General features: G+C 40.7%; 19 protein-coding genes and 2 pseudogenes. 10 read left to right on the plus strand and 11 right to left on the minus strand.

Annotated features, from left to right (window positions below; all coding sequences use genetic code 11):
• Window positions 1-423: 423 nt before the first annotated feature.
• A complete protein-coding gene (gene fadJ, locus AC0VZ4_RS14435; protein ID WP_475439997.1) occupies window positions 424-2,670 on the minus strand; it encodes a fatty acid oxidation complex subunit alpha FadJ in 2,247 nt (748 codons plus the stop codon).
• Window positions 2,670-3,980 (minus strand): acetyl-CoA C-acyltransferase FadI, encoded by a 1,311-nt coding sequence (gene fadI, locus AC0VZ4_RS14440; RefSeq protein ID WP_008138643.1) that lies wholly within the window; start codon window positions 3,978-3,980, stop codon window positions 2,670-2,672. The genes fadJ and fadI overlap by 1 nt, the downstream gene beginning before the upstream one ends.
• Window positions 3,981-4,286: 306 nt before the next feature.
• On the opposite strand from fadI, the gene AC0VZ4_RS14445 reads away from it, so the two are divergent.
• The 8 genes from AC0VZ4_RS14445 (at window position 4,287) to AC0VZ4_RS14480 (ending at window position 12,567) form a co-directional block, all read left to right on the plus strand.
• On the plus strand, window positions 4,287-5,243 hold the full coding sequence (locus tag AC0VZ4_RS14445; RefSeq protein ID WP_007377762.1) for an AAA family ATPase: 957 nt from the start codon (window positions 4,287-4,289) through the stop codon (window positions 5,241-5,243).
• Between the two features lie 3 nt (window positions 5,244-5,246).
• Window positions 5,247-6,191, plus strand: coding sequence for a DUF58 domain-containing protein (locus tag AC0VZ4_RS14450; protein WP_475439998.1), 945 nt, complete (start codon window positions 5,247-5,249; stop codon window positions 6,189-6,191).
• 2 nt (window positions 6,192-6,193) lie between these two features.
• Window positions 6,194-6,628 carry a DUF4381 domain-containing protein gene (locus tag AC0VZ4_RS14455; RefSeq protein ID WP_004335624.1) on the plus strand — a complete coding sequence of 145 codons (435 nt, stop codon included), beginning with the start codon at window positions 6,194-6,196 and terminating at the stop codon, window positions 6,626-6,628.
• Window positions 6,621-7,607, plus strand: coding sequence for a vWA domain-containing protein (locus AC0VZ4_RS14460; RefSeq protein ID WP_475439999.1), 987 nt, complete (start codon window positions 6,621-6,623; stop codon window positions 7,605-7,607). The genes AC0VZ4_RS14455 and AC0VZ4_RS14460 overlap by 8 nt, the downstream gene beginning before the upstream one ends.
• Window positions 7,607-9,544, plus strand: a complete 1,938-nt coding sequence (locus AC0VZ4_RS14465; RefSeq protein WP_475440000.1) for a vWA domain-containing protein — start codon at window positions 7,607-7,609, stop codon at window positions 9,542-9,544. The genes AC0VZ4_RS14460 and AC0VZ4_RS14465 overlap by 1 nt, the downstream gene beginning before the upstream one ends.
• Window positions 9,538-11,196 carry a BatD family protein gene (locus AC0VZ4_RS14470; RefSeq protein ID WP_475440001.1) on the plus strand — a complete coding sequence of 553 codons (1,659 nt, stop codon included), beginning with the start codon at window positions 9,538-9,540 and terminating at the stop codon, window positions 11,194-11,196. Before AC0VZ4_RS14465 ends, AC0VZ4_RS14470 begins: the two co-directional genes overlap by 7 nt.
• A 61-nt stretch (window positions 11,197-11,257) precedes the next feature.
• Window positions 11,258-11,815, plus strand: coding sequence for a sigma-70 family RNA polymerase sigma factor (locus tag AC0VZ4_RS14475; protein WP_096792681.1), 558 nt, complete (start codon window positions 11,258-11,260; stop codon window positions 11,813-11,815).
• A complete protein-coding gene (locus AC0VZ4_RS14480) occupies window positions 11,815-12,567 on the plus strand; it encodes a DUF3379 family protein (protein WP_475440002.1) in 753 nt (250 codons plus the stop codon). Before AC0VZ4_RS14475 ends, AC0VZ4_RS14480 begins: the two co-directional genes overlap by 1 nt.
• A gap of 118 nt (window positions 12,568-12,685) precedes the next feature.
• On the opposite strand, the pseudogene AC0VZ4_RS14485 reads toward AC0VZ4_RS14480, so the two are convergent.
• The 5 genes and pseudogenes from AC0VZ4_RS14485 to AC0VZ4_RS14505 form a co-directional block, all read right to left on the minus strand.
• Window positions 12,686-12,868: pseudogene (locus AC0VZ4_RS14485) on the minus strand (transposase); the annotation flags it as partial.
• A 3-nt stretch (window positions 12,869-12,871) separates the two neighbouring features.
• A complete protein-coding gene (tnpC, locus tag AC0VZ4_RS14490) occupies window positions 12,872-14,392 on the minus strand; it encodes an IS66 family transposase (RefSeq protein ID WP_475440003.1) in 1,521 nt (506 codons plus the stop codon).
• Window positions 14,393-14,487: 95 nt separating this feature from the next.
• Window positions 14,488-14,835 carry an IS66 family insertion sequence element accessory protein TnpB gene (gene tnpB, locus AC0VZ4_RS14495; RefSeq protein ID WP_475440004.1) on the minus strand — a complete coding sequence of 116 codons (348 nt, stop codon included), beginning with the start codon at window positions 14,833-14,835 and terminating at the stop codon, window positions 14,488-14,490.
• The gene (gene tnpA, locus AC0VZ4_RS14500; protein ID WP_475440005.1) at window positions 14,835-15,131 is read right to left on the minus strand and encodes an IS66 family insertion sequence element accessory protein TnpA; all 297 of its coding nucleotides are present in this window, start codon (window positions 15,129-15,131) and stop codon (window positions 14,835-14,837) included. The genes tnpB and tnpA (AC0VZ4_RS14500) overlap by 1 nt, the downstream gene beginning before the upstream one ends.
• Window positions 15,132-15,210: 79 nt before the next feature.
• Window positions 15,211-15,930, minus strand: a pseudogene (locus AC0VZ4_RS14505) (IS982 family transposase); the annotation flags it as partial.
• Window positions 15,931-16,034: 104 nt separating this feature from the next.
• Here AC0VZ4_RS14505 and AC0VZ4_RS14510 point away from each other — a divergent pair.
• Window positions 16,035-16,883 carry a Tim44 domain-containing protein gene (locus tag AC0VZ4_RS14510; protein WP_475440006.1) on the plus strand — a complete coding sequence of 283 codons (849 nt, stop codon included), beginning with the start codon at window positions 16,035-16,037 and terminating at the stop codon, window positions 16,881-16,883.
• A gap of 47 nt (window positions 16,884-16,930) precedes the next feature.
• On the opposite strand, the gene ggt is transcribed toward AC0VZ4_RS14510, so the two are convergent.
• From ggt to tnpA (AC0VZ4_RS14525), 3 genes are all read right to left on the minus strand, one after another.
• Window positions 16,931-18,604 (minus strand): gamma-glutamyltransferase, encoded by a 1,674-nt coding sequence (gene ggt / locus AC0VZ4_RS14515; protein WP_475440007.1) that lies wholly within the window; start codon window positions 18,602-18,604, stop codon window positions 16,931-16,933.
• Between the two features lie 92 nt (window positions 18,605-18,696).
• Complete coding sequence (locus AC0VZ4_RS14520) at window positions 18,697-19,194, minus strand: GNAT family N-acetyltransferase (protein ID WP_475440008.1); 498 nt, start codon at window positions 19,192-19,194, stop codon at window positions 18,697-18,699.
• Window positions 19,187-19,384: an IS200/IS605 family transposase gene (gene tnpA / locus AC0VZ4_RS14525; protein WP_475440009.1), complete on the minus strand. Its 198-nt coding sequence runs from the start codon at window positions 19,382-19,384 to the stop codon at window positions 19,187-19,189. The genes AC0VZ4_RS14520 and tnpA (AC0VZ4_RS14525) overlap by 8 nt, the downstream gene beginning before the upstream one ends.
• Window positions 19,385-19,637: 253 nt before the next feature.
• Here tnpA (AC0VZ4_RS14525) and AC0VZ4_RS14530 point away from each other — a divergent pair, with 253 nt between their 5' ends.
• The gene (locus tag AC0VZ4_RS14530) at window positions 19,638-20,522 is read left to right on the plus strand and encodes an IS982 family transposase (RefSeq protein ID WP_475441595.1); all 885 of its coding nucleotides are present in this window, start codon (window positions 19,638-19,640) and stop codon (window positions 20,520-20,522) included.
• Between the two features lie 235 nt (window positions 20,523-20,757).
• Here the strand turns inward: AC0VZ4_RS14530 and AC0VZ4_RS14535 are convergent, their stop codons facing one another.
• Window positions 20,758-21,519: an IS5 family transposase gene (locus AC0VZ4_RS14535; RefSeq protein ID WP_475439610.1), complete on the minus strand. Its 762-nt coding sequence runs from the start codon at window positions 21,517-21,519 to the stop codon at window positions 20,758-20,760.
• Window positions 21,520-21,670: the final 151 nt, after the last annotated feature.

Genomic DNA, 21,670 nt, shown 5'->3' on the forward strand with positions numbered 1-21,670 from the left:
TGACCTTTCAGGATTAAAATTTGCTCGTTCTAGGGGCAATTTAATTGCGGCATGAGGTTGTAACTTAGTGGGCTAAGTAAAAATCGAGCAAAGCTTCCGCCCCTTACCTACACCCATTTAGGCAACAAAGAGTAAATTTCCCCTAGGGCGAACGCAAGGACAGTGTATGTTTAACCTCGAAAATAAACAGGATCTAGTCAGTCCATTTTTGAAAAAAATCACCTTTAAAGGATCATATTAAGCTTTTGGATTACCGGTCAATTTAGAGAGGATTTATCACAGTATTATATTTTTAACCTGTGAGCTTAATAACGACACCGCTGTATATTTAATTTCTAAAGATAAAAATGTGTTGAAGTAACTCCCTAAAAAAATGCAGCTCATCTAAACGAGCTGCATTTAATCAAAAGTAACTTTGAAGGATTACTTTACTATTTTATCTTCGTTTACTTCAACAACCTCAGGCGAGGCTTCTGTAGCATCTTCTTGCGTAACTTCAACGTCCGCTTTAACCGCAATCGCTGCATCCACAGTTGCTTGCTCACCAGCTATATCGGCTTGTAAAACAGTGTAAAAAGTAGCACCAGAGCTTGTCATTGTTACCAGTGACTCACATGGAGCAAAATTAGCATCGCTGTTAGCCAATGTAGACATATCAGCACTTATTTTACTTGCGCCTAATTTATCCATATAGCTAAACGGGCCACCTAAAAATGGCGGGAAGCCAATACCAAATATTGCACCAATGTCGCCATCACGTGGGCTGGCAATAATGCCATCATCTAAACAGCGTACTGCTTCGTTAAGCATTTGCGATACACAACGCTTAGCAATTTCGCTCTTGTTTAAACGTGGAGCCGGGGTAACACCCAATAGTTCGTAAACTGACTCATCAACCTTTTTGCCTTTTTTGTCGTACTCATAAAAACCACGACCTGATTTACGGCCAAGGCGTTTTGAATCAATCATACGCACAAATGCATCAGGGCCTTTAAAACGCTCGCCTAATTCTTTTTCAAGAATTGGGGCAATTTTAGAGCCAATATCAATACCTACTTCATCAAGTAGAGCCAGCGGTCCTACCGGAAAACCAAACTCAACAAGCGCTGCATCAATCTTTTCAATTGGCTCACCCGCAAGCATCAAATTAGCAGCTTCGTTTAAGTAAGGCGCTAAAATACGGTTTACGTAAAAACCGGCCATGTCTTTTACAACAATTGGCGTTTTACCTTGCTTACGTGCAAAGTTAACAACGCGGGCAATGGTCTCTTGAGATGTACCTTCGTGTGGAATGATTTCCACTAATGGCATTTTTTCCACTGGTGAAAAGTAATGCAAGCCAATTACATTTTCAGGACGTGCTGCCTGCGCTGCAATTTGCGATATTGGTAATGATGACGTGTTACTTGCAAAGATTGTATTTGCTTGGCATTGCTGCTCTACGTCTGCAACCATACCTTGCTTAAGTGCAAGATCTTCAAACACCGCTTCTATTACTAAATCAATATGTTTAAAGCCGCTGTAGTCTGTTGTACCTGTAATGCGGTTCATTGTTAACTGCATATCAGCTTTAGACATAATACGGCGCTTAAGACGATTATCTAAAATTTTGTAGGTGTAGCTCATTGCATTACTAATGCCCTGCTCTGCTACATCTTTAATACGTACCGGTACTTTAGCTTTAACTGCACTTACGTGCGCAATACCTGCGCCCATTAGTCCACCACCTAAAACAGCCGTTTTACTGATTGCGGGTGCGTCATCATTGCGCCACTCTTTTTTCATTTCAGTGGTTGCAAAGAAAATACCGCGAAGCGCTTTAGATTCGTCACTTATTACAAGTGTTGCAAAGCTTTCAGCTTCTGTTTTATACGCTTTTAGCTCATCAAGCTCTACACTAGCACGCACTGCTTTAATAATAGCGAGTGGTGCTGGGTAGTGCCCGCCCGTTTTTTTAAGTACGTTTTCTTTGGCTTTTTTAAAGATAAAGTTACGACCAAACGGGTTTGACTCTAATAATTTACTAATATTGTCGAGCTTTGGCTCTTTTGCTTGTGGCTTTTTCTTAGTCGCAAATTCTTTTGCAACTTTTAGCAGCACACTGTGTGGTACACAGTCATCAAGCACGCCTGCTTTTTTAGCTTGCTTAGGGCGAATTTGTTTACCTGTTAGCATCCACTCAAGTGCTTTTTGAATACCAACAATTTTAGTTAAACGCTGCGTGCCGCCGCCACCTGGTAGTAAACCAAGTTGCACTTCTGGTAAGCCAATTTTTGTTAAATCGCTGTCGGTACCAACACGGTAATCACACGCTAAAGCAAATTCTAAACCACCACCTAATGCAGCGCCATGAATCGCACTTACTGTAGTGTATGGCAGTTTTGTCATATCAAAAAAAGCTTGATGGCATAGTTCGCTAATCGCTAGCGCATCTTCACGCTTTTGAACGCTATCGAGCATTTTTACATCGGCGCCCGCGATAAAGTTATCGCTTTTCCCGCTTATAAATACCATGCCTTTTACATTTTGCGACTTAGCGTCTTCTAGTAACGCTTTTAAGTCATCGGCAAAACTGCTGCGCAGGGTATTCATTTTCTCCCCTGGCACATCAATCGTTACCACGGCGATTTTATTTTCATCTACCGCTAAATTAAATACTGAATCTGTCATTACGCGCTCTCCAATACAAAGGCTGCACCTAAACCACCAGCAGCACACGCTGTTGTTAATGCTAAACCGCCACCACGACGTTTAAGCTCGTGTAAGCTTTGCGTAATTAAGCGCGCACCTGTCGCTGCAAATGGGTGACCATATGCTAAAGAGCCGCCGTTAACGTTAAACTTATCCATGTTAATTTCGCCAATTGCTTTGCTGCGACCTAAATGCTCTTGTGCAAATTTGTCTGAAGCAAACATTTTCATATTGGCAAGTGTTTGCGATGCAAACGCTTCGTGCATTTCAATTAAATCTAAATCAGCAAGCGTAATACCCGCTCTATCTAGTGCAATAGGCGTTGAATGAGCTGGGCCCATTAACATGTCTTTTTCTACACCAATTGCCGAAAATGCAAAGCTACGTACGTAACCTAGTATTTCGTAGCCAAGTGCTTTTGCTTTGCTTTCGCTCATCATAAGTACAGCCGCTGCACCATCAGTTAATGGTGTTGCATTTGCGGCGGTAACAGTACCGTGCTGACGGTCAAAAACAGGCTTAAGCTTTGCGTAGCCTTCAACCGTTGAGTTTTTACGAATATTATTATCTTCTTCAATAAAGCTTTTATATGGCGGTAAATGCGCCGTCATTACTTCGTCTTTTAACTTTCCATCAGCCCAGGCTTGCGTTGCAAGTGAGTGAGAACGATGCGCTAATGCATCTTGATCTTCACGGCTAATATTATGTGTTTTAGCCATTTGCTCAGCAGTTTGCCCCATTGAAAGGCCTGTTGAGTACTCTGCTACAGCAGGTGGCACTGGTAATAAGTCTTTTAAACGCAGTTTTGAAAATATTTTTAAGCGTTGACCAAGCGTACGCGCTTTATTTAAATCAACTAAGCTGCCTGCCAGCTTTTTACTAACACCAATTGGCAGTACTGATGACGAATCTGCGCCACCTGCAATACCTACACTTACAGATCCCGCCATAATAGACTCAGCTACATTAGCAATAGCCTGAAAGCTGGTAGCACATGCGCGCGATACAGAATATGCATCAACCGATACTGGCATACCTGTGCCCAATACAATTTCACGTGCAATATTTGGCGCTTCTGGCATTTGTACTACTTGACCAAATACAAGTTGATCAATTTCTGACTTATTGAAATTCAATCGTTCAAGCATTTCGTTAACCACCAATTTACCCATATCAAGTGCTGGTACATGGTGAAACGCTGTTGCTTGTTTTGCAAAAGGTGTACGTAAGCCGCTAACGATGGCAATACGGTCGCCCTTTGGTGTTTTTAGTATGTTTTGCTCAGACATTTATGCTCTCCCGCTGACAGGTCTGACCTGTTTATTTTCCTCGATTCTAAACAACCCGTGCCCTAAAGCCAATAGATAAACACAAATTTATATAAACAGTGTTTAATTACGATTATCACAATAGGCTTTTTTAGACGCATTTACAAAGTTTTGTGGTACGCTAAAAATAGTTAAGAAATAACGAACTATTTTAAAAAATACAGTCTAACCCTTGAGTTACTCAATTATAAACCTTATAAATAGGTCAGTATTTATCACCTAGCACTATTAGGTACAAACCCAGCTGACGAGGACAGTCCACTTATTATGGCAGCTAACGCATTTTCACAATTAAAAACGTACTTAGATACACAAATCATTGGCCAGCCAGAGCTTACACAAGCGCTACTTATTGCTATTTTAGCTGATGGTCACTTACTAGTAGAAGGCCCTCCTGGGCTTGCAAAAACACGTGCAGTTAATGCACTTGCTAAAGGCATTGAAGGCTCGTTTCAGCGCGTACAGTTTACGCCAGATTTATTACCGGCTGATGTTACAGGTACCGACATTTACCGCCAACAAACTAGCGAGTTTGTATTTGAAAAAGGCCCTCTTTTTCACAACCTAATTTTAGCTGACGAAATTAACCGTGCACCAGCAAAAGTACAATCAGCACTATTAGAAGCCATGGCAGAGCGACAAGTTACCGTAGGTAAAAATACCTATCCGCTTAGCGAACTGTTTTTAGTTATGGCAACGCAAAATCCGCTAGAGCAAGAAGGAACTTACCCGTTACCAGAAGCCCAGCTGGATCGCTTTTTACTGCACCTAAGTATTGACTACCCTGGCGCAGAGCATGAGCTTGATATACTGCGTTTAACGCGCGGTGAAGCGCTTAATGAGCAACAACCGGTAATGCAAAAAATTAGTCAAAGCGATTTATTTGCAGCTCGTAAAGAAATACTAGGCCTTTATTTAGCAGAGCCACTTGAGCAATATTTAGTACAACTTATTATTGCCACCCGTGAAGGCGCTAAATTAGACGCACAACTTGGTAGCTGGATTGAGTTTGGTGCAAGCCCGCGTGCAACAATAGCACTTGATAAATGTGCTCGTGCTCATGCATGGCTTCAAGGCCGTGATTTTGTAGCACCTGATGATATTCAGGCTGTTGTGCATAACGTACTGCGTCATCGCATTATTTTAAGTTACGAAGCCCAAGCCGATGGCATTACTAAAGATCAAGTAATAAGCCGTATAGTTGAACTTGTAGCCGTACCATAAGTTATGCAAAAACAATTAGAATCCCAAGCATGGCTCAATCAGAGCCATAGCCACGGTGTTAATTTAGCACTCAAAGAGCTGATGTATTACAAAGCCAAAGCGCAATTGCTTGAGCTTGCCCCTAAGGTAAAAATAAAAAACACCTTAACAGGGCAATACCTTGCACCGCACAAAGGCCGAGGAATGGAATTTGCCGAAGTGCGACATTATCAGCAAGGTGACGATATTCGCTCTATTGATTGGCGAGTTACTGCGCGTACTGGCGAGACTCACACAAAGCTTTTTCAAGAAGAAAAAGAGCGCCCTGTGTTTGTGTTTACTGATTTTTCGAACTCAATGCTGTTTGGCTCAAAGTTACTATTAAAGTCGGTGCAAGCTGCGCACATAAGCGCCCTTGTTGCATGGTCGGCGTGTCAGCGCGGCGATAGAATTGGCGGTATTGTGTTTAATCAACACTCGCATTTGGAGCTAAAACCCAGTGCCCGTGAAAAAGCCGTTCTTAAGCTTTGTCATAACTTATGCGACAGCCACCAGCAAGCGCTTAACAATATTGATAAAACAGCCACTAACAACTTTGGCGATAACCTAAAGCGCCTTAACCATTTAGCAAAACCAGGCAGTTTAGTGTATTTAGTATCTGATTTTAATGCCCTAGACGATGCTAGCTTTAAACAACTTGAAATATTAAGTCGTCACTGCGAGCTGATTGGTTGCCACATAAGCGATCCGTTTGAGCATCAGTTACCTGCGTTTAAGCAAGCTGTTACCGTTAATGCAAATGGTCAAAACTTTGCCCTACCATTAATGGATAACAGCTTTAGAGAGCGCTTTGCTAAAAATGCTGAGCAAGCATTTAGTACGCGCTTTAATCGCTTAACTAAATCGGGTCTTAATTTAATATCATTCAATGCAGCAACACCGCTTGAGCTGCAATTAGTGAGAAAATAACCATGCAAACCAATCCACTCGATGGCCTGCACGATATAATAGCGCCAAGCCAAGTTAATTGGTGGCCACTCGCCCCTGCTTGGTGGGTTATTATTGCACTGCTGTTTTTAGCACTGTGCGCAGCTATTTATATATTTTACAAAAAACATAAATTTAAAAAGCCTAAACGCTACGCAATACAATTAAGCCAAAGTGAGCAAAATCCTCAGCAACTGCATATTATTTTAAAACGTTTAGTGATTGAATATTACGACAAGCGCCTTGCTGCGCAATCTACCTCTAAATGGTGCACAACACTTAATACGCTTACCGGTTTGAGCTTTACAGAACAAGAAATACTAAGCTTGTATAACCCCAGCCAAAAAGATACAACACTGTGCGAAAAATTTCGCCAAGGTATTAAGCAATTTAAAATAAAGGAGTCAGTAAATGTTTGAATTTAGCTGGCCATGGTTATTTTTATTACTGCCCTTGCCTTTATTACTTTTACTATTAAAACCCGCGGCAAGTAATGCCAGTACGCGTTTACGTATACCCAGTTTTGCAAAGCACAATTTAACCAGCCAAAGCATTGAGCCACACGCACGACGTTTAAATCCCCTCGAATGGATAATTTGGTTATTACTTGTTACTGCCGCTGCCAATCCAACATGGTTAGATGAGCCAATCTCATTACCAAATGAAGGTCGCGATATAATGCTAGCAGTTGACTTATCAGGCTCGATGACCGAACAAGACATGGCTTACAATGGCCAATATGTTGACCGCCTTACCATGGTAAAAGCCGTACTCAGTGACTTTATAGAACAGCGTCAAGGCGACAGGCTTGGGCTAATATTATTTGGCGACACCGCGTTTTTACAAACCCCGCTCACGCGCGACGTTAAAACTGTAAGTAAAATGCTCAGCGAAGCCCAAATTGGTTTAGTAGGACGCGCAACAGCCATTGGTGATGCATTGGGTCTTTCGGTAAAACGCTTTGCCAATAAAGATGAAAGTAACCGTATTGTGGTGCTATTAACCGACGGACAAAATACCGCTGGTAACCTAAACCCAGAAGATGCCCTACTGCTAGCCCGCGAAGAAGGTATTAAAGTGTACACCATTGGTGTTGGCTCAGATAATCCGCGCGGCTTTAGTCTCTTTAATATGGGTGGCTCTAGTGGTAGTAATTTAGATGAAAGCTTACTTAAAAAGATTGCCGAGCAAACTGGCGGATTATACTTTAGAGCCAAAGATGTAGCGGGCCTTCAACAAATTTACGCAGAGCTTGATAAGCTTGAACCTATTAGCGCTGATGAACAAACTTTTCGTCCACAAAGCTCATTATTTTACTACCCGTTACTTATCGCTATTTTACTTATTAGCTTAAAAGTAATGCTTAGTACACTGCGTACATTAAAGGAGCCAAACTAATGGATTTTGAATTTATTCGCCCCGCTCTTTTATGGTTACTCATACCTGCTGTGGCATTATTTTTTGTTGCCTTAATTAAACATAAAAAAACGACTAGTGAGCAGTTAATTGCACCGCATTTAGCACAATTTATAATGAGCGAAGCAAACACTAAAGCCAGCCAGCCACTTTGGCTAGTTGCTTTATTTTGCAGCCTTGGCATTTTATTTAGTGCAGGACCTAGTTTTGAGAAAAAACAAGTTCCTGTATTTCAAAGTAAAAGTGCCCGTGTAATTGTTATGGATATGTCGTACTCAATGTACAGCACCGACATTTTGCCAAATCGTTTAATGCAATCACGCTTTAAAGCGCTTGATATGATTGAGCTATTTAAAGAAGGTGATACCGCGCTTGTAGCTTACGCAGGCACAGCCTATGTAATTTCACCACTAACAAACGATGCCACAACACTCAGTAATTTAATTCCAAGCTTAAGCCCTGAAATAATGCCAGACAAAGGCTCAAACGTTTTAGCGGGTCTTGATATGGCCAAAGAGCTATTAACGCAAGCGGGTTATATTGATGGCGACATTATTTTAGTGACCGACGGTATTGACCAGCAAGAACAAAGCGACGTGAGTAGCTTTACCAGTAACACCCAATATAGATTAAATATATATGGCGTGGGTACCGCTCAAGGCGCTCCAATTAAGTTACCTGAAGGTGGTTTTTTGAAAGACAGATACGGCCAAATTGTAGTACCTACTCTCAATGCCAGTCAGCTTAAAAGTTTAGCATCGAGCAGTGGTGGTAAATTTGCTAGTTACCAGCCTAGTAATAACGACATAAATACGTTTGCCCCAAATGCACAGAGTGAATTATTGAAAGACGAAAAACAAAGCCACGCACTTTGGCGAATAGATGCAGGTATATACGGACTCTTGTTATTACTGCCATTTGGCTTGTATTTATTTAGACGCGCTGCCTTGCTGGGGGCTTTTTTAGCCTTTAGCTTTTTACCGCAGCATAATGCGTATGCCGTAGAGCTTCCTACTCTTTTGCAAAATGCAGATCAACGTGCATTGCAGGCTTACAAAAATAAAGAATACGATGCAGCAACACAGGCGCAATCGAGTGAGTTAAAAGGCGCGGCGCTTTACCAGCAAGGTAATTTTGATGCTGCACTTAATGAGTTTAGTAATGATAAGTCGGCTACCGGTTTATACAACTACGGTAATGCCCTTGCCAAAGCTGGTAAACTTGAGGACGCAATTGAAGCGTACAAACAAGCCCAAACCTTACAAGATGACTTTACGCAAGCAGCCGATAACCAAGCCTTAGTTGAGCAATTACTAAATCAACAAGAGCAACAAAACCAGCAAGATCAGCAAAGCGACGGCGACGACTCTCAAGACCAAGATGAGAGTCAGAAAAAAGATGAGCAAAACCAAGGGCAGAATTCTGATGAGTCAAAACAGGATCAGCAACAAAATGGTGATAAAAGCGATTCTGAAAAAGGCGAAAACGAAAGTCAAAGCTCAAGCGATGAAAAATCAGATAAAGAATCTGAACAATCAAAAGATCAACAAGGTGAGCCTGGCGAGCAATCAGATAAGCAAAATGAGCCTGATATGCAAGCCCAGCCACAAAGCGAACAAGGGCAAAATAAAGAAGCTGACCAGCCTAAAGAGGATGAGGATGAGCAGCAACAAAGTAAGCCACAAGCAATGAGTGAGCAACCTGCCACTGATGAGCAAAAACAAAGTGCTCAGCAACAAGCGATGCAAGCCCAAGCAAGTGAGCTCACTAATGAAGAAAAAGAAAAAGCACAACAGCTTAATCAACTACTTAGAAAAGTCCCGGACGATCCGGCTATTTTATTACGGAATAAAATGCAATTAGAAGCCCAAAAAAGACAATATAAACGTCGCCCTACAGGAGTCGAAAAATCATGGTAATGCGATTATTTTGCTGTTTATTGCTATTAAGTGCGATGCCTTCGTGGGCTGCCACCAAATTAGAAGCCAGCGTAGATAAAAACCCTGTATTAGCGGGTGAATTTTTTATGCTTAATATATCGGTAGACGATACAGTTAAAGGCGAGCAACCAGACACCTCATCGCTGTTAAAAGACTTTGTTGTAGGCCCGACGAGCTTAAGCTCTCGTACCAACATTATTAATGGCAGCATTAATAAACAAACTACGTGGTCAGTTAAACTAATGACTCGCACAGAGGGTGATTACACGATTCCGGCATTTAGCGTTGCAGGGTTAACCTCACAACCTATTAAGTTAAAAGTGGCAAAACGCTCAGTTGATGCAGATAAAAATAACGAAATATTTTTAAAAACGTCGCTCTCGAGTAATTCATTATTTGTGCAAGAAGCAGGCGTTTACACTATTAAACTTTATCTAGCGAAAGAACTGCTTGATGGCAGCCTAAGTGCACCAAGTATGGAAGACGCTCAGCTTACTCAATTAGGTAAACAAACCGAGAGCTATGAGCTGGTTGATGGCAAGCGCTACCTTGTTATTACTCGTGAGTATTTAATTCAGCCACAAAAAAGTGGTATCTACACGATTGCAGGTCCTGCTTTTCAAGGGCGAGTACAACAAAATTATCGTCAATTAGAAGTATCCGCTCTTGGCGACGACCAGCAAATAGAAATCAAGCCAATCCCGAGTGACTATAAAGGCGCATGGTTACCAAGCGAATTGGTTAACCTTGATGAAGAATGGCAACCTAACGACAACACAATAGAAGTAGGTACGCCTATAACTCGTACTATTACACTTACCGCGCTTGGAGTTACAAAAGAGCAATTACCTGAAATCTCTATGCCTACTATTGATGGCATACGCAGCTATCCTGATAAAAAAGAAAATAACAATGCAGTGCGAGACGGACGCGTTGTGTCGCAGCAAACGGCATCATATGCCTTACTGCCGCAAAAACCAGGTACTTATACTTTGCCTGAAATAAAGCTGCCTTGGTTTAATACCAAAATGAACCGTATTAGCTTAGCCACATTACCAAAGCGTACTATTACAGTAACGCCAAGTACTACCGCGCCTAATACAGCCATAGCAAACCCACAACCCAGCACAAATAATTCACCTACTCTTGAAAACATTTCGAATCAAGCAACTGGCACACAACCTATTGAAACTAAAAGTGATACTCCTCTTTGGTTAATAGTTGTTGCCGCTTTAGGGTATATTTTATGGATTGGTACTGTAATTTTTTACTTAATAAGCCGTTCTACTAAAAATACGACTGAAAAATTACAGCTAAACACCCGTGGTACTTCTCAGCCAAGCTTAAATGAGCTTAAAGCATTAGCCAAAACACACGATGTGAAAGCCTTTTACACCGCATTAAATAACTTTTCTGTAAAGGTGACCCATAAAAATGTTGGCGCGATTGATGAGCTCTGCATCCGCGTAAACAGCAGCGAGCTTAATGGTCTCATTAGCCAATTGCAGGCACAACTTTATAGTAATAAAGGCGCAAACACGGATCTTAATGCTATTATTAAAATTCTTGAGATCTATCAAACTCAGGCATCAAAGTCGCAACAAGCTGTATTAAAAGACCTTTATGATTAATAACTACGAACCTTAGGTCTTTTTTTGCAATAACTAATAATTTTTAATTAAAAAAGTGCTTATGCTTGGAAAGAAAAAATCAAACAATCAGGTCTTAATCGATATGGTAGAGAAACAAAAGCGTTATGAAGCCTTGGTCCACGTTTACAATAAAGAGCTTTATCGCTTTGCTTATTGGTTATGCCGTGATCCGCACATAGCAGATGATTTAGTACAGGAAACGTTTTTACGCGCTTGGCGTTCACTCGACTCTTTACTTGATCAAAAAGCAGCTAAACCCTGGTTACTTACTATATTACGAAGAGAAAACGCACGCCGATTTGAACGTAAACAGTTTGATTATAGCGACGTAGAAAACGATACGCTTGTTGATGAAACCAGCCACTCATTAGATGATGAAATGGAACAAACGGTTATTCAACGCCAGATTGCACTGCTATCTGATGAATACCGAGAGCCGTTATTACTGCAAGTTGTAATGGGCTGCTCTGGTGAAGAGATTGCAGACATACTTAATTTAAATAAAAACACGGTAATGACCCGTTTATACCGTGCCCGAAATCAACTTAAAGAGGCTTTAAGCCGTGATGATGAACAACTTAAAGGGGCATCAAAATAATGGATGAACTTGAGTTTCGTCGCCGCACTATTGCGCAGCCAAACGACATTGACAAGGAGCTTATGGAGTTTGCTGACAGTAATCCTGAGCGACAAAGTTTTATTAACGATATGAAAGATTTTGATAAATTTATTCAAGATTCTTTAGACATACCTGTGCCTGAAAACCTTGCAGATCGCATTCTTTTAAACACATCGTTAAAAGAAAAAGCACTACAAGAAGAACAAGCAACAGGAAAAAATGTAGTTGATGCCCGCTCGCGTTTTAAGCTTGACCGCGTGCATCTTGCGTTAGCAGCATCTTTTGTAGTGGCGATTAGTGCCTTCTTTTTTAGTACAGAGCAAAATATTGCACACGAAGCGGGTGAACATGCACTAGCTCATGTGTACTACGAAATTAGTGCGCTTGATAAAAAAGAGCCCATTAGCTTGCAAAGTGTAAACGATAAGTTAGCTGTTTTAGGCGGTCATATTGATGAACTTCCTGGTGCAGTCACTTACGCTATGTTTTGTGATTTTAAAGGCGAAAAAGGCCTGCATTTAATATTTGAATCTGACTTTGGCCCTATGACTGTATTTATAGTACCTTCTGAAAATCAATCATTTGGATTTGGTGATGATGATTTTAAAGATGAGCGCTTTGAAGGTCACATTAATCGTGGCTCACAAGCTGATACTATTTTAGTGGCAAGTCTTGGAGCACCTCTCGATACATATAACGAACGCGTTACTGGCGCAATTCGTTGGCTTTAAAATAGACAAATTTACCGCTTAGTTTCTACTGAGCGGTTTTTGATTATATACTCACCAATAAAGCGTTTCTTCTATACCCGAAACCTCTGATTTTTAAACTAATTAACCTGAGTTCTGCTTAAGCGATAACTAATGCGTTAAGCTCTACGTCAGTTAAATTAAGGTGTGGCTTCTTTTCTTTCAAGCAATAAGCCACCAATCCAGCGACTAAATTCAACATAAAGCCGTTCATACTCCGATGTCTTGAATGTTCAATGAAGGATATGTTCTTAAGCTGGTCATTAATTGTTTCGTAAGCGTATAGCTAACGGCACCTAGTTTGCTTAATGTTCCAAGGTAGCAGTGGCGCTAGATTATCTGGCTGCTCAGCAAGGTGCTGTAAGCAAGTAGAGATATAGTCATGCACCACAAGGTCATTTGCCTTTGCGGTTTCAACAAGACTGTAGAGTATGGCGCTGGCATGTGCACCATTGCAGGTATTTGAGAATAGCCAGTTTTTTCGCCCTATCACGAACGGTTTTATTGCTCGCTCTGCACGGTTATTATCAATACTGAGCCTGCCATTATCGAGGTAACGCCTGAATTTCTCAAATTGATTTATCACATAGCTAATTGCTTTACCTAGCGCCATTTTGGGAGGGATTTTATCTTTGTGCTTGAGTAGCCATTGATACAATTCATCAACGATTGGTTTCGCTTTTTGTTGCCTAACATTGAATTTTTCATCGTGCGTTTTATCTTTGATGCTTTGTTCAATACCGTAAAGTTTGCCTATCAGGTTGAGTGCAACATCCGCTTTACCTGTTTTTTTATTCTTCCCTTTCGCTTCGATGAATTTACGACGGATATGGGCTAGACATGCGACGAGTGTTGCTTTTGTTTGCTCGTACGCCTTGTAGCCATCTACCTGCATATAGCCTTGATAACCATCAAGAAAATCAACCACACAGTGTCCTGCGCGACTGTTATGATAATCAAACAGGACAATATTCGTGCCTTTACCCTGTTTATCATCGCCACAACAATACAACCACATATAGCTGGTCGCTTTATCTGCGTTAATAACGTTGAGCGGGGTTTCATCACCATGAATAACTGCTTGAGATAACAACGCCTCTTTTAAGCGTTGATACAAGGGGGACAGCAGGTCTGCGCAGCGTAGCATCCAACTCGACATGGTTTGCCTACTCAACTCAATACCGATATCGGCAAACAATGTTTCTTGACGATAAAGCGGTAAGCCAAACTGATATTTACACATGATTATTTGGCTCAGCAAGCTGGGCGTTGCGATGCTTTTTGGGATCGCTGTTGTGGGCATAAGGGCGGTTTTTACCACACTTTCAATGCCTTCACGCTCACAGTGACGGCACGTATATTTAGGACGAATGGTTTTGATAACTTTGATATGCGCTGGCACAAACTCGAGCGCTTCACTGCTGCTTTCACCCATTTTATGTAGTGGGCTGTGACAGCAATCACACATTTTGCCACCTTCTTCAAGGTCAACAATCACCTCAATTCGCGGTAACTGCGCCGGCAGTGGACGGCGTTTCGGTTTGGCTTTTTCTTTCTTTACTGAGGCCGGTGTCGCCAATAGCGCTTTATCATGTTCATCAAGAATATCTTCTGCTTCATTGAATACTTCGCCTGCCCCTGGCATCTTTTCAGATTTCTTGGCGTACTCTTTGGCAAGCTTAGCGTTATAAGCTTGCAGTAATTCGTGAATTTGCGCATCTTTTTCAGCAACGACTTGTTGCAACTCAAGCACCATGCGCTTGAGTTGTTCTGGGTCGTCAGGAAGTGAGTGTACATCAATTTTCATGTTCGCAATTTAACAGAATTTGACGCTGTTTTCTTGCTTGATGCAAAGATAAAACAGACGGTGTGGCAACGATCATTTACTGTCAATATGATCGATTAGATCATCGATTGATACTGCAATTCTTCATGACCAAGCACATCATATCCCGACAACAACCAATCCAATTGTTGAGGACTGAGTTCAAATTCCTGCAAGCTGATTTTGTTTGGCCATTTAAACTTTTGTTTTTCTAAGCGCTTATACCATAAAGCAAACCCTGTTTTATCCCAGTAAACGAGCTTGAGTTTATCTTTCGCTTTATTGCAGAATAAGAATAATGCGCCAGTATAAGCATCACGCTCAAGTTCGCCTTCAACGATTGCGATTAGACCATCAATGGATTTTCGAAAATCCACGGCCTCGCGGTGTAAATAAATACTTTTTGGTTCGACAAACATTTTCATCAGGCAAGCTCGCGCAGTAATTGGCCAAGATAAGATGCAGGCATTGTGGGTGGCAAGCTGACGTTTACTTTGCCGATAGTGAGGGTGATTGACTGTTGCTGTTCGATAACGTCAACGTGTTTAGTCACTTTAGCGCGAACAAAGCTGCCTGATGATTCATTAAGCTTATTTCGTGCGGCATAAAAAGTTGTTTTTGATAAAGCATTTTGCTGGCAATAGTCAGTGATAGTTAAATTACTGACTTGTTGTTCTTCGATAATACAGCGCCACTGTTCAAGGCTGCGTGTTTTTCTCATGACTATCTCCTCATTGAAATTCGGAAATAGCTTAATCATTTTGACGAGTGACTGGCAGGTGCACTTTGCTAGACGCTTACATTGTTTCGATTATAAAGCGTTTTGAAAGCATTGCTCTATCCCATAATGACATCGCTTTTGCCTTCATATTTTTGCGAACCGTCGTAATGAGCTTTACCCCTTTATCGAGTAAATCGGCTTCTAAAGCTTTACTTAAATACCCTTTGTCACCATATAATTTATCCGTCAGGCAGCTCGCTAACTCACGCACTGGTTGAGTATCATGTACATTTCCTGTTGTCACTTTCGCAGCAACAATTTCACCATGGTGATTAACGATTAAATGTAGCTTGAAGCCATAAAACCATCCCATTGTTCCTTTGCCACGCTGGGCTATTCCATCAAAGGTTTTGTGTCTTGGAATACGAATATTATGGCACACTTTAATACATGTGGAGTCAATGAATTCAACGCCTGTGGGTTTACCTTTAAGTGAAGTAAAATAGGCACACATCGGCACAATTACCCTTGGCATAACGGCTAAAAATAGTGTGTAACTGAGCAAGTTGGGAAATTCACTTTTGTACATAAGTGATACATAGCCAAGGTAGTAATTTTTGAAATCTCGGTGATGTGACATATGAAAACTAATAACAATAGTCATAATTTCACTGGTCGTCATACGTCCTGAACGCTGACGTTTTTGGGTGCCATCTTCGAGTAATTGTTTTTCCCATTGGGGTATAAATACTTTGCAAAAATCATCGACATCGCAAAATAATTCAACTAATTTAATCATGCCTGTTCCTTGCTTATCCAATCGTTTTTGGTCGAAAGATCGGATCTCGGAACAGGCATTTAGTTCAATTTCTTAAACGAGATTCAGGTTAGTTAGGGAATTTCATGAAGAATATCATCGTTATTTTTTCACTATTGGCATTGTTATGTACTGCCAGTTTTGATGCACACGCACGTAAAAAGTTTGGCAGTAGTAAACGCGGACAGACACCTGCAACACAGCAAACAGCGCAAAAACAACAAACAGATACAGCAGCACCTAAAGCCACATCAAATAAAAAAGGCATTATGGCAGGCGTTTTTGGGGGACTTTTAGCGGGTGGCTTAATTGCAGCAATGTTAGGCGACAATTTTGAAGGTTTTCAGCTATTAGAAATGATTTTATTAGCTGGCGGACTCTTTATTTTATTTAAGCTAGTAACGGGCTTTTTACGTGCTAATCGCGCCCCACAACTTGCAAATGCCAGTGCAGGTACAGGTGCTCAGCAAAATGTGTTTAAACACGCACCTATCGAGCAACCAACAAGTACAGCCTTTGCAAGCAACGCACCACAAGCCCAAGATATTCCTTTTAATTTACCACCTAACTTTGATGTTAATGGTTTTTTGCAAGGTGCCCGTAGTCATTACCATACGCTACAAACTGCATGGAATAATGCCGATTACACCACAATGGCTGAATATTTAAGCCCTGCACTTGTTGCCGAATTTAAAGCTGAGCGTGAAGCTATACAAAGCGTAGAAACAGAAGTGATGTTTATTGATGCCGAACTTGTGCGCGCAGATACAAACACGCAATCGTGGCAGGTTAGTGTTCGTTTTAAAGGTAAGTACCGTGATTTAGGCGATAAAAAGGAAGAGCCTATTTTAGAAATTTGGCACTTAGAACGTCTAATTTCAGACGACGCTCCATGGCTAATAGTGGGTGTTGAAGATTTAATTGATGCTCAATAATTTTATATTGTGTAAAACACCGCGCTTTTAGCGCGGTGTTTTTTTATTTAAAAAACAATTGACTTACCACGTCCTGATGCTTCAGAAGCGGCATCTAATTGGCCCTCTTTATTAATAATAACGTGTAAGTCACCAAAGTGATTCTCATCTATGGTGTAACCCATTTTTGTGAGCTCTGCTTTTACGCTATCAGTTAAACCTATGTGTGTTCTAATTATATTTTTAGGCCACAGTTGATGATGAAAACGAGGGCTATTTACAACCTGCTCTGCAGTCATATCAAACTCTACCGCATTTAAAATAGATTCGTACACAGAGCTAATAATTGTTGTGCCACCAGGCGAGCCTGTCACCATTTTAACAGTGTTGTCTTTAAGTAGTATTGTAGGCGTCATAGAGCTAAGCATACGCTTGTGCGGCTTTATTTCGTTAGCTTTACCGCCTATTGCACCAAACACATTCATAACGCCTGGTTTGGCACTAAAGTCGTCCATTTCATCATTTAAAATAAACCCTGCACCTTCAACAATTACACCGCTCCCAAACCCTAAGTTTATTGTGGTGGTATTTGCGACAGCGTTACCCATTTTATCAACGATTGAAAAGTGCGTAGTTTGCTCACTTTCTTTAAGTCCCGGTTTAATATTTTCGGTAGTCGAGATCGCGGTTAACGAAATGTCATCACTGCGCTCTTTGAGGTAGTTAATATTAGTTAATGCGCTGACTGGTACATCAAAAAAGTCAGGATCGCCTAAATATTCTGCCCTATCTGCAAATACACGTTTACCTATTTCAGAAAGTAAGTGTACATATTGAGCAGAGTTATGCGCTAAGCCCGCATCTGGTTTTTGTAACTCATACATTTTAAGCCACTGCAAAATAGCAATACCACCTGAACTCGGCGGTGGCGAAGTAAGTACTTCATAACCATTCCAACTCGCTTTAATAGGTGTACGTGATTTAGCGGTATAATTTTTTAAATCATCTTGATCAATAATACCACCATGCTGATGCATAAATTTAGCAATAATATTTGCAGTTTCGCCTTTATAAAACCCATCTTGACCGTTATCACGAATACGCTTTAACGTTGCAGCTAACTCGGGTTGCTTAAATACTTTATTAGCTTTTACATCAGCAAAATATTTTTCGAAGTTTACATTTATTTTTTGCTCTTTTAGATAGGCTATATAATGGCTAACACCTTTTTCTAACTTAGGCGGAACTACAAACCCTTGCTCAGCCAACGTTACAGCAGGCTGTACTAGTGCTTCCCACTTTAAAGTGCCATGCTTTTGATGGGCAAGCCACATACCCGCTACACTGCCCGGTACACCGCTTGCGTGAATGCCATATATTGATTTATTTGCTATAACATTACCTTGATCATCTAAATACATATCACGATGAGCCGCTGTTGGCGCTGTTTCGCGATAATCTATAAAATCACCTTTGCCATCTTTTTGAATAAGCATAAATCCCCCGCCGCCAATATTGCCAGCTTCAGGAAGCGTCACTGCAAGTACAAATTGTGCCGTAATAGCCGCATCAACAGCATTACCGCCTTGCTCTAATATACTTTTAGTAGCATCGGCACTGAACGAGTCAGGCATTGCGACTGCGCTTTGCGCTAAAGGCTGCGCCAAAATACTAAAAGTAGTGAACTGTAAAACCAGTACACTTTTGACGATTAATTTACGTGGTGAAAAAAACAATCCCATACAACATCCTTAATTTATTATTTTTGTTGCCTATATTAATGCACGTCATTTAAAGATAGGTCAATCTTTATACTATTGATATTTAATCATCTTCAAACGTTTTTTGTATAAAGCACTGCGGGTAAGTCGCCTTGCTCATCTGTGTGTGTGTAATTTTTTATAAATTGCAGACCTAACTTTTTCATTATTTTTATAGAGGCTATATTATCTTTGAGTGCCGTTGCACTTATCGCCTTAACGTCATCTTGTTTTATAAGTTCATCACATAATGCTAAAGCCGCCTCGGTTGCATAACCATGCCCCCAACTTGATTGCTTAAAACGCCAGCCTATTTCAATATCACCGTAATTTGGTGCATCACTAAAAAAAGCCATAGGCCTTATTAATACCCAGCCTATAAATGTATTGGTTTGCTTTATAGTGATACTCCACAGCCCCCAGCCTTTTAGCTCATTTCGATATGCGAGCATACGAGGCACTCCCTCATTTTTTATTTGCTCTAAAGAGGTAGGTACACCTCGCGTTAAATACTGCATTACAGCTGGGTCTTGGTCGAGTTCAAATAATTTAGGCCAATCATGCTCATTCATTAATATGAATATGATCTTCTGGTATTTCTAACTCAATTATATCAATGTCATAGTCGTAACCAATCTTTTGAATAATTGCTTTCATCTCTGTTCTATAAGGCTCTGAGAACACTTTATGTCGATATTTAGGTATCCACACAAAATGGTACATGATCCTAAAAACGTGATGCGTATTTCTTTGAAGTTCCATGTGTTCGATAGTGTAGACTGGGACAAGCTCAGTCTACACTATCCAGCACGGGGGCAAGCCCCCGAGATTTTCGCTACGCTCTGATTAAAGAATCGGCCGCAAGCGACCGAGTTTAAAGGAGTTCTAACTGAGCCCCGTGTTTTTCTTTATTGTCTAATTCGGTTAGCTGGTTTTGCACATACGCTCTGATCGTATCTTCGTTTGCATTTCCTATCGTTTCGACCAAAAACGATTGGATAAGCAAGGAACAGGCATGATTAAATTAGTTGAATTATTTTGCGATGTCGATGATTTTTGCAAAGTATTTATACCCCAATGGGAAAAACAATTACTCGAAGATGGCACCCAAAAACGTCAGCGTTCAGGACGTATGACGACCAGTGAAATTATGACTATTGTTATTAGTTTTCATATGTCACATCACCGAGATTTCAAAAATTACTACCTTGGCTATGTATCACTTATGTACAAAAGTGAATTTCCCAACTTGCTCAGTTACACACGATTTTTAGCCGTTATGCCGAGGGTAATTGTGCCGATGTGTGCCTATTTTACTTCACTTAAAGGTAAACCCACAGGCGTTGAATTCATTGACTCCACATGTATTAAAGTGTGCCATAATATTCGTATTCCAAGACACAAAACCTTTGATGGAATAGCCCAGCGTGGCAAAGGAACAATGGGATGGTTTTATGGCTTCAAGCTACATTTAATCGTTAATCACCATGGTGAAATTGTTGCTGCGAAAGTGACAACAGGAAATGTACATGATACTCAACCAGTGCGTGAGTTAGCGAGCTGCCTGACGGATAAATTATATGGTGACAAAGGGTATTTAAGTAAAGCTTTAGAAGCCGATTTACTCGATAAAGGGGTAAAGCTCATTACGACGGTTCGCAAAAATATGAAGGCAAAAGCGATGTCATTATGGGATAGAGCAATGCTTTCAAAACGCTTTATAATCGAAACAATTAATGACCAGCTCAAGAACATATCCTTCATTGAACATTCAAGACATCGGAGTATGAACGGCTTTATGTTGAATTTAGTCGCTGGATTGGTGGCTTATTGCTTGAAAGAAAAGAAGCCACACCTTAATTTAACTGACGTAGAGCTTAACGCATTAGTTATCGCTTAAGCAGAACTCAGGTTATTTACAGAGACAAGGCTCGTGGTGGTGAACTACATAAGACACTCACTCGTGCATGTAAAAAGTATAAAAAACGCTATGGAAGCTACGATAAACGCGGACAGATAGTTATACCAACCTGCATAAATCTTTGATCAATTTAACGAATTAAATTGCACTATAACGTTGTTAAAAATTTTTAATTTAGAACAACTAGGGGCTGTTGATCTTTGTAGTATATATATTAATCAGCCCATATTGGTAGCCACATCATAGTGAATGCTAAAGCGAGCATGGAATGATAATTCCGCTCAAGCTTTTCATACCGTGTGGCTATCCCTCTATATTGTTTGATCCGACCAAAGGCATTCTCAACTAAGTGCCTATATTTGTACATGCACCAGTCAATATCTTCATTACCCACTAAACTGTTATCCTTGCGTGGAATAACGGGTGTAGCGCTATTGTCACGAATAAACTCTCTTAGTTTTTCACTATCGTAGCCTTTATCTGCGACAACAACATTACTCGTTGGGCAATTGGCTACAAGTGACTCTGCATGGACGATATCATGCGTATTTCCACAGGATAATTCATAATAAACAGGCAATCCTCCGCTATCTACTGCAAGATGAATTTTAGTCGAATTACCACCTCGACTCTTACCGATTGATTCATTGTCAGCGGTTCTTGCACCGCAACTATGCTGGTGAGCCCTGACAATACTGCCATCAATAAAGATCCAATCCATATCAGCATAGTGGGATAACACTCGAAATAATTCATTCAAAATATCTTTTTTGGACCATAAATTAAATCGTCTATAAATAGCACTCCACGAGCCGAAATAAGACGGTAAATCTCGCCAAGGAATACCGGTACGCATCTTATAGAGTATGCCTTCGAGCGTTTTTCTATGCTCAGGCTTATTATAAATTCGACCACTTAAGTGCATTACTTTTGATAAGACATTCCATGTCGCGTCTGTTAACATTAATCTTGGCATGAGGGTTCGGTGTAACGTTTTTTAGCGAATTCAATTATACCTTATCCTTATGCTGTTTGTTTTTTATACCGCAAAGATCAACACGCCCTAGATACAAAAACTTTTGCCTAGTTCTAGCGTAATTTTCTTAACGTTAAATAGACCCCATATA

The organism is Pseudoalteromonas sp. QJM3NY_22 (assembly GCF_056173065.1).